Here is an 11,148-nt window from a genome sequence, read left to right as displayed (position 1 = left end):
ACAACAACAAACAAAAACCACCAAACACACTATTGAGTTCTCAAACAACACGCCCCATCTGGACGCGCAGTCGACCCGCGGCTTAAAAGCCGTCGGTCGGCAGTGCGGACAGTGAGGAACCCCACCGAAGTGGTGTCTCCTCTGGGAAGCCGTCGCGCTCGGAGGTTTCCCTCGTCGCGACGACTCGACATAAGTTACGCGAGTGCAATCACCGAGTCAAATCGCCTGCTAGCACCGGTTTTTGGCACGCTTCAAGATCAACTCAGCCGCTGCACGCCGGCCACGTTCCGCTTGCCCCGCCGCAGCACCAGCCAGCGTCCGTGCAGGAAGTCCGACGGCTGCGGCGTCCACTCCTCGCTGTCGACGCGGACGTTGTTCACCGACACCCCGCCTTCGCCGACGGTGCGCCGGGCGGCCCCCCGGCTGGCCGACAGCCCGCTGGAGACCAACAGGTCGACGATCGTGTCCGGTGCACCGGGCTCCAGTTCGGCCACCGATGCCTCCCGCAGCGCCGCGGCCAGGGTCGGCTCGTCGAGTCGGGACAGCTCGCCACGCCCGAATAACGCCTGGCTGGCCAGCTCAACCGACTCGGTGGCCGCCTCACCGTGCACCAAGGTGGTGAACTCGCGGGCCAGCCGGCGCTGGGCGGCCCGCTCGTGCGGCCGGTCCGCCGTCGCCTCCTCCAGCTCCCCCAGCTCGTCGGCGGACAGGAAGGTGAACCAGCGCAGGTAGCGCACCACGTCGGCGTCGGCGGTGTTGAAGAAGTACTGGTACCAGGCGTAGGGGCTGGTCATCTCCGGGTCCAGCCACAGGCTGCCGCCGCCGGTGGACTTGCCGAACTTGGTGCCATCCGCGGCCGTGACCAGGGGCACGGTCAACGCGTGCACGGTCGCGCCCAACTTCTGGCGCACCAGCCGGACCCCGGCGATGATGTTGCCCCACTGGTCGGAGCCACCGATCTGCAGCGAACAGCCATACCGCTGATGCAGCTGCACGTAGTCATTGGCCTGCAGGAGCATGTAGCTGAACTCGGTGTAGGAGATGCCTTCGTCGAGACGGCGCCGGATGGTGTCGCGGTCGAGCATCACGTTGACCGAGAAGTGTTTGCCCACGTCACGCAGGAATTCCACCGCCGACAGCGGCGCGGTCCAGTCCAGGTTGTTCACCACCACCGCGCCGGTCGGGCTGTCGTCGAAGTCGACGAAGCGTTCCAGCTGCCCGCGGATCCGCTCGGACCACTCGGCAACCGTGTCGGCGGTGTTCAGCGTGCGTTCGCCGGAATCGCGGGGATCACCGATCAGACCGGTGGCGCCACCGGCCAGCACGATGGGCCGGTGCCCGGCACGCTGGAATCGGCGCAGCGCCAGCAGCGGCACCAGGTTGCCGGCGTGCAGGCTCGGCGCGGTCGGGTCGAACCCGGCATAGACGGTGATCGGCCCGCCCGTCACCTCGGCGGTCAGGGACTCCAGGTCGGTGGATTGGGCGATCAGTCCGCGCCAGCTCAGCTCGTCGAGAATCGTCGTCGGCATGGGTCGAGTTTCCCGGATCAGTCCGAAGCGCCGGGCGCCGGTGCCCGTGGACTGCGTCGGTAGGCCGAAACCTCCGGCCGGCCGGGCACCCACAACCGCCAGGGCCGGTCGGCGGCTTGGCTGACGCCCACCCGGGGTCCGGCCTGCGCCGGGACCGGCTCACGCAGCTGCAGCCGCACCTCGCCGGACGCGTCGAACAGGTCGATCCCGTTGTCTTCCATGGTGATTCCCAGTGCGGAGCACAGGTTGCCGGGGCCGCGCGCCAGAGCCACATTTGGCATGGTGTCGCCGCGGCGGGTGCGCGCCACCGGCAAACCGTCATCGATGACCGCCGCCCGCAGCAGCACCGCCGCGGCCGTCCCGTCCGGGCCGCAGGCCACATTGGCGCAGATGTGCATGCCGTAGCTGCGGTAGGTGTAGAGGTGCCCGGGCGGGCCGAACATCACCCGATTGCGCCCGGTGGGCCCGCGATAGGAATGCGCCGCGCGATCCGGCCACGGCCCGTCGGGAACCCCGCCGTAGGCCTCCACCTCGACGATCGTCGCGTGGACACCGCGCACGCTCAGGCCCGCCCCGAGCAGCACATGAGCGGCCGCCAGCGGATCCACCGCCAGCCGGGCAACACTCACGGCCAAGATTCTGCCCGACCCTTGACAACGCGTTGCGACCGGCAGAATATTCACCGCATGATGATTTCATCGCGTGATGAATTCTCGCGGCCGGCCAGCTCGCCGGCCGTCGCCATCGATCACCTGCAGGTGATCCGTGGCAAGCGTCCGGTGCTGCACGATTTCTCCGTCCGGATCGCCCGCGGAACGATCACCGGCCTGCTCGGCCCGTCGGGCTGCGGCAAGACCACCCTGATGCGCTGCATCGTCGGCACCCAGGTCGTCACCGGCGGGACCGTTGACGTGCTGGGTGCTCCGGCCGGCTCGGCCTCACTGCGCCACCGGGTCGGCTACATGCCGCAGCAGCCCACCATCTACGACGACCTGCGGGTGATCGACAACGTCCGGTACTTCGGCGCTCTCGCCGGAGTCGACGCCGCGGACGCCGACATCGCGATCGACGCGGTGGACCTGCAAGGGCACCGCGGCGACTACTGCGGCAACCTGTCCGGCGGCCAGCGCGCCCGAGTGTCGTTGGCCTGCGCGCTGGTGGGCCGGCCGGACCTGCTGGTACTCGACGAGCCGACCGTCGGCCTGGACCCGGTGCTGCGCGTGGAACTCTGGCAACAGTTCGCCGATCTGGCCCGGCGCGGCACCACCCTGCTGGTGTCGAGCCACGTGATGGACGAGGCCGACCACTGCGGCGACCTGCTGCTGGTGCGTGAGGGTCGGCTGCTCACGCACACCACGCCGAGACGACTGCGAGAGGAAACGGGATGCATGTCGATGGAGGAAGCGTTCCTGTCCGTCATCCGGCGCACCACCGCGCCCCGAGCCGGGTGACCGGGCCGCTGCAGCTGCGGCCGTTTCTGGCGACCACCCAACGGATTCTGCGGCAGTTGGCCGGTGACCACCGCAGCATGGCGATGGTGTTGCTGCTGCCGAGCCTGGTCATCACGCTCATGTATTTCATGTTTCAAAACGCCGCCCATCCGCCGGGCACGCCGTCGCCGTTCAATGTCGCCTGCCTGATCCTGCTGGGCATCTTCCCGCTGTTTCTGATGTTCGTGATCACCTCGATCACCATGCAGCGGGAACGCTCGTCGGGAACCCTGGAGCGCATCCTGACCACCCCGCTGGGCCGGGGTCAACTGCTCGCCGCCTACGGGGTGGCGTTCTCGATCGCCGCGGCCGCCCAGGCCACCCTGGCCTGTGTGATCGCGTTCTGGCTGTTGGGCTTCGACACCGCCGGCAGCCCCGCGTGGGTGTTCGTGATCGCGATCGTCAACGCGGTACTCGGCGTGGGGCTGGGATTGTTGTGCAGTGCGTTCGCCCGCACCGAATTCCAAGCGGTGCAGTTCATTCCGCTGGTGATGGTGCCGCAGTTGTTGCTGGCCGGGATCATCGTGCCGCGCGCGGCGATGCCCGAGTGGCTGCAGTGGATCAGCAACGCGATGCCGGCCAGCTATGCCCTGGAGGCGCTTCAGCAGGTCGGTATGCACCCGGAGCTGACCGGTGTCACGGTGCGCGACATCGTGATCGTGCTGGCGTTCGCTGTCGTCGCGCTGGGCCTGGCGGCGGTGACGCTGCGACGGCGGACTCCGTGACGCCCGCCCCCGAGGACGGCGCCGCGGCCGGCCGGCGGCCGGGCCGCCCGTCCGGCGCCTCCGACACCCGCGAGAGGATTCTGGAATCCGCCCGACAGTTGTTCGCCCGCAACGGGTTCGCCAATACCTCGGTGCGGGCGGTGGCCGCCGAAGCCGGTGTGGACTCGGCGCTGGTACACCACTATTACGGCAGCAAGCAGCAGCTTTTCGCAGCTGCGACCCAGCTGCCGATGGATCCGATGGTGGTGCTGGGCCCGATGCGCGAAGCTCCCGTCGAACAGCTCGGCCGGGTGCTGCCGGAAATGCTGTTACCGCTGTGGGATTCCCATGCCGGCACCGCCATGATCGCCGCCCTGCGCTCCATGCTCACCGGAACCAAAGTGCCCCTGGCCCGTTCGTTCTTCCGCGACATCGTGGTCGCCGAACTGTCCCAGCGGGTCGACGAACCGGCCGGAACCGGCGTGCTGCGGGCCGAGTTCGCCGCGAGCCAACTGATGGGCATCGTGGTGGCGCGCTACATCATCGGCCTGGAGCCCATGGCGTCACTGCCGCCCGAGCAGATCGTGACCATGATCGCCCCGACCCTGCAGCGTTACCTCACTGGGGATCTGCCGGACCAGCCTGCGCGATGAGGGCGGCGTGCTCGTCATCACCGACCGGGTCGGCCTCATCGATCAACAGCACCGGAATGCCGTCGTCGATGCGGTAGGCACGGTGCAGGCGCGGGTTGTAGAGCACCGGGACGCCGGAACGCTCCACGGCCAGCAGCGGTCCCCGGTCGGCCGGGCAGACCAGGATCGCCAGCAGCGTCGAGTCGATCATCGGTGGCCGCCGGCCAGCTCTGCACGCACCGCCGCGGTCAGCCGCTTGAACTGCCGGCCGGAGGCGTCGAAGTACCAGGCGTTGCGTCCGGCCTTGGGCAGCCCGGCCTCACGCAGCGCGCCCACCACCGGGCGGTACACGGTGCTCAGCGACAGTTCCGGCACGACGTGGATGACGTCGGGGCCGATACCGGCGGGAAGTGTGTTGACCGCCTCGCTCAGGTCGGCGGGGGTGACGGTGGCACCGGGCTGCAGGGTCACCGCCGAGACCACCAGGTCATCGCCCTCGGTCGGCACCCGGTAGGTCACGGCCATGTCGACGCCGGTGACGGCGCCGAGCCAGTCGGTGATGACCACCGGGAACGCGGTACCCCGGTCGGTGTGGATGCTGGATGCGCGGCCGCCGACCAGCCAGTAGTCACCGTCAGCGTCGCGGCGGAACAGGAACTCGGTGGAGATCCAGGTGTCGGCCGGGGCGAACACGCCCCGCTTGACCGAGGCGGACGGGTCGATGGGACCGCGGGGCTTGGCCAGCAGCACCCCGACTTCGTCGGTCTCGGCGACCCGCACGAAGCCCCGGTCGTCTTCGAGGATCAGGTCGAGGTCGGAGTCGTAGGCGGCCAGTTCGACATCCACCGCGCCGGGCAGCGGGCGTCCCTTGCTGCCGACCTTGGCGCTGGAGACGTTGGCCAGCACGGCCTGACCGTCCTTGGTGGCGAAGAACTCGACGACGTGGGCCGGCGCGAACACCTCGGTGACCCGGTTCCACAGCCCGGTGGGCATGCCGGAGCCGATGAACAGCCGGACCGGGTGGTTGCCCTGCAGGACGAAGTTCGGGTCGTCGATGACCTCGCGCAGCATCGCCCAGGTGTAGGACACCACGCTGACGCCGTACTGGCGCACCTCGGCGACGAACCGGTCCGGGTTCAGCCCGCGCGACAACGCGATGCGGGCCCCGCCGACCACGGCGCCGCCGAGGCTGACCAGCAGCCCGGACTCGTGGTGCAGCGGGGTCAGGCAGTACAGCGTGTCGTTGGGTCCCAGGGCCGCCGCCGACGCGGTGCCGAACGCCGAGAGCGCCCAGCGGAAGTTGGTGATCTGTTTGGCCACCAGCTCGCCGGCCACGTTGCTGAACGCCACGAACGCCAGGTCGCGGGCGAAACCGGGGTTGGGCCGGTACCAGCCGGGCAGCTCGACCGCGTCCGGGTCGATCTGCTCCATGTCGACGACGTCGACGTCGATGTCGGTGGGCAGGTCCAGGTCGCGGGCTTCACCACCACCGAGTACCAGCACCTGGCAGCCCAGTTCGCGGGCCGCGGCCAGCGCGTGGTCGAGGTTGCCCGGGTCGGCGATGATGTCGGAGATCCCGCCCAGGCGCGCCGCCGGGATCAGGTCGGCGTCCGGCGGCATCAGTACGGCGACCGCGCCGAGGCGCGACAGCGCCGCGATGGCGACCAAGGCACTGGGCCGGGTGGCCATCAGCACGCCGACGTGTACGCCCTGGCGGACGCCGACGTCGATCAGGCCGCGAACGACGTTGTCGATGCGCTTGTTGACCGCCTCGTAGGTGTGCACGCGGCCGTCGAACAGCAGGAACTCGCCGTGCGGCGAGTCGGCGGCCTGCTCATCGATGATGCGGCCCAACGAGATCCGGGTGTGGTCGTTGATCTGGCCGAGTCGGGCCAGCCGCGGCAGGGTGCGTGCGGTCTCGACGGCGATGGTGCGCACCGACTTCTGCGCTGCGACCACGGCCTCGGCGGCACCACGCGCCAGCGTCAGCGCGACACCGGAGGCCTCGCCGAGACCGTGCGCGATACGCGACGTCATCGCCACGCCGCCCTTGGCCGTCTCCGGGGTCTGCTCCTCCATCAGCGCCACGCCGGCCGGCTGCGGGCCCTGACCGGACTGCCACAGCACCCAGTCGGCGACGGTCGGCCAGGTCAGCTCGGCAGCCTTGGAACCGACTACCAGACCGAAATGACCTGCACGCAAAAGGTATTCGAAGACCCGGGCGTTGGGCGCGGCGCGGCGGATACCGCGAACCGCCACCGGCTGGCCGATGTCGTCCACCTCGCCGACGAAAGCCAGCACCGGGCAGGTGATGTCGGTCAGCGTGACCAGCTGTCCGTTGATGGCGAAACCGCCGGTCATCATCCGGTTGTGGGCGATGAACTGCTTGAGCAGCTCTGAGATCGCCGGGCCCGACCAGGCGATCCAGCCCTCGGACTCCAGGAACCGGCGCTGCGCCTCGCGCGGCAGCAGGGCTTCTCGGTCGTGCAGCTGGCGCATGAAATCGACGCGCGCCTTGGCGGTTTTGAGCGGGTCCATCATCTGGAAGCCGAGACGGGCCTGCCACCCGGAGATGTCCAGCCGGTTGAAGACGTGATCGGCCATGAACGAGGCGACACCGGAGGCCAGGTTCGGCGGCAGGCCCATCGGCAGGGCCGCCAGGGTGTCCACCGGGGAGCCGAACGCGATGATGCTGGCGATGCTCTTCGAATGCCGGTATGCCCCAGTCTGATAGGCGAACATGCCGCCCTGGGAGTAGCCCGCCAGGTGTACGTCGCGCCCGGTGGCCTCGGCCACGGTGTCGATCGCCTGGCTGAGTCCGACGATGTGGTCGGCCAGGTTGCGGCGCATGCCGCCCTCGACCTCGTCGGGTGAGCCGAAGTCGATCACCCACGGGTCGACACCGGCGGCGTGCAGAATGCCGACCGCGCCTTCCTCACGGGTGACGTCCCACATGTTCGCCGACATCATCATCGGGTGCACCAGCAGCACCGGCGGCCCGGGCTGCGGCTGGCCGGGACGGTTGTCCGGCGGAAAGTAGCGACGCAGCTTGTACATCGGGTCGCTCTCAACGATCTGGAACGGCGACGGCACGGCCCCGGTCTCCAACCCGCCCCACCGCAGGACCTCCAGACCGTTCTGCGCCGTGGCCATCAGCCACTCGACCGGCCGGGTGATGGCCGACAAGTTCAGATCCACCCGCTGCTCCCCTACTCGCGCATGATCGTCCATGACGTGCACATTCTGGCATATCAGCGCGCTGCGTCCGCCTGGTTCAGCGACCACCGCCGGACAGGCAGTAGCGTTCCAGCGGTGGCACACCTGCTCGGAGCTGAGGCACTTCACCTGCGGTACGCCACCGGCGTGGTGCTCGACTCGGTCACCCTCGGTGTCAACGACGGCGCCCGCATCGGCATCGTGGGCCGCAACGGCGACGGCAAATCCAGCCTGCTTCGGCTGCTGACCGGCGTTGCGACGCCGGATTCCGGCCGGGTCACCCGGCGCACCGGCCTGCGGGTGGGTTTGCTGGATCAGTCCGACACCCTCGACCCCGACGCGACCGTGGGCGCCAGTCTGGTCGGCGACCAGGCCGATCACGAGTGGGCGTCGCACCCGCGGATTCGCGATGTGGTCGACGGATTGGTGTCCGACATCACCTGGGACGCGACCATCTCTCAGCTGTCCGGCGGGCAGCGCCGCCGGGTACAGCTGGCGGCCCTGCTGATCGGCGAATGGGACGTGATCGGGCTCGATGAGCCAACCAACCACCTCGATGTGGAGGGCATCACCTGGCTGGCCGCACATCTGCAGCAGCGCTGGGCCCGCAATACCGGCGGGCTGCTGGTGGTCACCCATGACCGCTGGTTCCTCGATGAGGTGGCCACCACCACCTGGGAGGTGCACGACCGGATCGTGGAGCCGTTTCAGGGCGGCTACGCGGCCTACGTGCTGCAACGGGTGGAGCGCGACCGAATGGCAGCGGCCAGTGAAGCCAAGCGGCAGAACATATTACGTAAGGAGCTGGCCTGGTTGCGGCGCGGCGCTCCGGCCCGCACATCCAAGCCGAAGTTCCGCATCGAGGCGGCCAACGCGCTGATCGCCGACGTTCCCCCGCTGCGCAACGAGATCGAGTTGGTGAAGCTGGCAACGGCCCGCCTCGGCAAGGACGTGATCGATCTGCTGGACGTCTCGGTCTCCTTCGACGGGCGCGAGGTGCTGCGCGACGTGGAGTGGCGGATCGGGCCGGGTGAGCGCACCGGGATCGTCGGCGCCAACGGGGCCGGCAAGTCCACGCTGCTCGGGCTGATCACCGGCGCGGTGACACCCGACGCCGGCCGGGTCAAGCGCGGCAAGACCGTGCGGTTGGGCATGCTCGACCAGCAGTCCGGCGAGCTGGCCTCCCTCGAATCCGACCGGGTGGCCGATGTGCTGGGCCGGCTGCGCAACGACTACAAGGTCGACGACCGGGAGCTGACGCCGACGCAACTGCTGGAGCGGCTCGGGTTCGGCAGCGCGCAGCTGTCGGCTCGGGTCGGTGAGCTCTCGGGCGGGCAGCGTCGACGCCTGCAGCTGATGTTGATCCTGCTGGCCGAGCCGAACGTGCTGGTACTCGACGAGCCCACCAACGACGTCGACACCGACATGCTGACCGCCACCGAGGACCTGTTGGATTCCTGGCCGGGAACGCTGATCGTCGTCTCCCACGACCGGTATCTGCTGGAGCGGGTGACCGATCAGCAGTACGCGATCCTCGACGGCCGGCTGCGGCATCTGCCCGGCGGCGTCGACGAATATCTGGAGCTGGCCTCCGCTATGCGCCGGGCTACGGCGTCGCGAGCCGCACCGGTCACCCCGCCGACGCCGTCCGGGGCGCTCTCCGGTGCCGAATTACGGGCCGCGCAAAAGGATCTGGCCGCAGTGGATCGCCGGCTGGCCCGGCTGGCCGAACAGATCGAGGCCAAGCATCACGAACTGGCCGCCTTCGACCAGACCGATCACGTGGGCCTGGCGGGGCTCACCCGGGAACTGCGGGCACTCGAGGACGAGGTGGCCGAGCAAGAGGCCCGCTGGTTGGAGCTCTCGGAGCTGGTGGAATAGCACTGCCGCCACATCGGTCCCAGCAGTACCTTGGGGGAAACATGTGGATGTTTTCGATTTGGATATCGCATGCGCTATCGATTTCCAACATCGCACTACCCAAAGGTCACGGTGCCCATGAGGCAGTTGTGACATCTCCCTGTCAGCGCCGCTCGAAATGCTGGTAGTCCACCGGCGATTTCCAGTTGCCGCCCCATTTCCAGCCGGCGTCGGTGAAGGCGCGCACCGCGGGGTCTCCGTCGTGTAGCAGGCCCGGCTCGATCCTGCGGCGGTCCAGATAGACCGTCGCGTTCGTCGGCTCGTAATGGTCGCCGTCGACCATCGGATTCAGCAGCGGATTGATGTCGATCGCCCGGCCGTAGGCGTGCAGCGCCCAGCTGCCCGACCCGGGAATGCGGCGGCAGTTGTAGGCCGAGGTGTTGTTGTCCTCCATCGAAAGCTCGTCGTCGCCGCGCGGGTAGTGGTTGACCGAGCGCATCTTCTCGATCGGGAACTCCAGCCGGTAGAGCCGGTCGAAAATGGCGATGACCTGCGAGACCAGCTCCTGGTGCACGATCAGCTCGCCGCGGTGCGGTAGCGCGTCGAACCCGAGGTGGGTGACGGTGACCCGACGCAGCTGCGCCGGGGTGACCGGACACTCGCTGTTCCAGGTCGGTCCGAGTTCGGCGGCCGTGACGCCTCTGACGGTCGCGGGTTCAGGTCCGATGTCACGGACCGACGGCGGTGCCGGTGTCTTTGTGGGTGGCGCCGGCGATGGCGGCGCGCCGGAGCACTGGGAAAGCAGCCCGCAGGCTGCGATCGCCGCCATCAGGCGCCACGCGGTCGAGGTCCTTCGGCTCTCATTGATCTGTCCACGCTAGCGCAGCACCGCGACCTGTTACCCTCATATTTTAGGTAAGGCATACCTAACTTTGAACGGATGGAGATCTCCGTGGCGACAATCCTCGACTTCCCGCTCGTCAACACCCTGCGCGACGCGCTGTTCCTGTCCGCGACCGTCGGTGAGCTCGAACAGCTGACCCCGAGCCTGCGCCGTGTCCGTTTCGCCGGTCCCCGACTGCGCGGGCTGGCCTGGATTCCGGGCCAGCATGTGCGCCTGCAGGTCGCCGGGCTGCTCGATTCGGTCCTGCGACTGCACCCACACGACGCGCTGCGCACGTACTCCATCTACGACGCCGATCCCGACGGCGGAACCCTGGACATCGTGATGCTCGACCACGGCTACGACCGCGACGTCGTGACACCGGCCAGGCGTTGGGCGACAACGGTTTGCGTCGGCGACAACGTCAGCATCACCCGGCCCCAGGGGAATTTCGCCGTCCGCAACGACGCGCCCTATCACCTGTTCGCCGGCGAGGAGACCGCGTCGGTCGCGTTCGCCGCGATGCTGCGCGCCCTGCCGGCCGGCGCGGCGGTGCACGGGGTGATCGAGGCCGCCGACGCCGCCGGCCACCTCCCCCTCGCCCGGCCGTTGACCCACGTCGAGCGCGGGGAGGCATCGGCGGCGAACTCAGCGGTGCTCGCCGACGCCCTGCGCGCCCTCGAACTCCCCGATCAGCCCGGTGTCGCCTACCTCGCCGGTGAAGCCCGCACGATCCAGACCCTGCGGAAGATCCTGATCACCGAACGCGGCTGGGATCGGCGCCAGATCCGCACCAAGCCCTTCTGGACCCCCGGGCGCACCGGTATGGAATAG

The 11,148-nt window shown here is 68.8% G+C and carries 10 protein-coding genes; 5 read left to right on the top strand and 5 right to left on the bottom strand.

All coding sequences use genetic code 11. The features are described 5' to 3' along the window. Positions 1-257: 257 nt before the first annotated feature. Both tyrS and K6T84_RS11500 read right to left on the bottom strand, forming a co-directional pair. Complete coding sequence (gene tyrS / locus K6T84_RS11505; protein WP_224865518.1) at positions 258-1,529, bottom strand: tyrosine--tRNA ligase; 1,272 nt, start codon at positions 1,527-1,529, stop codon at positions 258-260. A 17-nt stretch (positions 1,530-1,546) separates the two neighbouring features. After that, positions 1,547-2,158, bottom strand: coding sequence for a DNA-3-methyladenine glycosylase (locus tag K6T84_RS11500; protein ID WP_224865517.1), 612 nt, complete (start codon positions 2,156-2,158; stop codon positions 1,547-1,549). A gap of 57 nt (positions 2,159-2,215) precedes the next feature. Between K6T84_RS11500 and K6T84_RS11495 the strand changes: the two genes are divergently transcribed. Genes K6T84_RS11495 through K6T84_RS11485 form a run of 3 tightly spaced genes read left to right on the top strand, consistent with a single transcriptional unit; the run spans position 2,216 to position 4,376 of the window. Beyond that, on the top strand, positions 2,216-2,980 hold the full coding sequence (locus K6T84_RS11495; RefSeq protein WP_224865516.1) for an ABC transporter ATP-binding protein: 765 nt from the start codon (positions 2,216-2,218) through the stop codon (positions 2,978-2,980). Further along, positions 2,914-3,744, top strand: coding sequence for an ABC transporter permease (locus K6T84_RS11490; RefSeq protein ID WP_408066095.1), 831 nt, complete (start codon positions 2,914-2,916; stop codon positions 3,742-3,744). Before K6T84_RS11495 ends, K6T84_RS11490 begins: the two co-directional genes overlap by 67 nt. Continuing rightward, positions 3,741-4,376 (top strand): TetR/AcrR family transcriptional regulator, encoded by a 636-nt coding sequence (locus K6T84_RS11485; protein WP_224865515.1) that lies wholly within the window; start codon positions 3,741-3,743, stop codon positions 4,374-4,376. The genes K6T84_RS11490 and K6T84_RS11485 overlap by 4 nt, the downstream gene beginning before the upstream one ends. Here the strand turns inward: K6T84_RS11485 and K6T84_RS11480 are convergent. After that, positions 4,342-4,566, bottom strand: coding sequence for a Trm112 family protein (locus tag K6T84_RS11480; RefSeq protein ID WP_224865514.1), 225 nt, complete (start codon positions 4,564-4,566; stop codon positions 4,342-4,344). The two genes, K6T84_RS11485 and K6T84_RS11480, sit on opposite strands and share 35 nt — an antisense overlap. Continuing rightward, a complete protein-coding gene (locus K6T84_RS11475) occupies positions 4,563-7,586 on the bottom strand; it encodes an acyl-CoA synthetase (RefSeq protein WP_224865513.1) in 3,024 nt (1,007 codons plus the stop codon). The genes K6T84_RS11480 and K6T84_RS11475 overlap by 4 nt, the downstream gene beginning before the upstream one ends. An 81-nt stretch (positions 7,587-7,667) precedes the next feature. On the opposite strand from K6T84_RS11475, the gene K6T84_RS11470 reads away from it, so the two are divergent. Further along, on the top strand, positions 7,668-9,452 hold the full coding sequence (locus tag K6T84_RS11470; RefSeq protein ID WP_225400205.1) for an ABC-F family ATP-binding cassette domain-containing protein: 1,785 nt from the start codon (positions 7,668-7,670) through the stop codon (positions 9,450-9,452). A 142-nt stretch (positions 9,453-9,594) separates the two neighbouring features. Here the strand turns inward: K6T84_RS11470 and K6T84_RS11465 are convergent, their stop codons facing one another. Further along, positions 9,595-10,260, bottom strand: coding sequence for a M15 family metallopeptidase (locus K6T84_RS11465; protein WP_225400206.1), 666 nt, complete (start codon positions 10,258-10,260; stop codon positions 9,595-9,597). Between the two features lie 111 nt (positions 10,261-10,371). On the opposite strand from K6T84_RS11465, the gene K6T84_RS11460 reads away from it, so the two are divergent. Next, positions 10,372-11,148 carry a siderophore-interacting protein gene (locus K6T84_RS11460; RefSeq protein ID WP_224865510.1) on the top strand — a complete coding sequence of 259 codons (777 nt, stop codon included), beginning with the start codon at positions 10,372-10,374 and terminating at the stop codon, positions 11,146-11,148.

The organism is Mycobacterium zoologicum, from assembly GCF_020181635.2.
Taxonomy (GTDB): Bacteria; Actinomycetota; Actinomycetes; order Mycobacteriales; family Mycobacteriaceae; genus Mycobacterium; species Mycobacterium zoologicum.
Note: the sequence above shows the minus strand (reverse complement) of the source record. Positions and strands in the feature narration are given on the sequence as shown.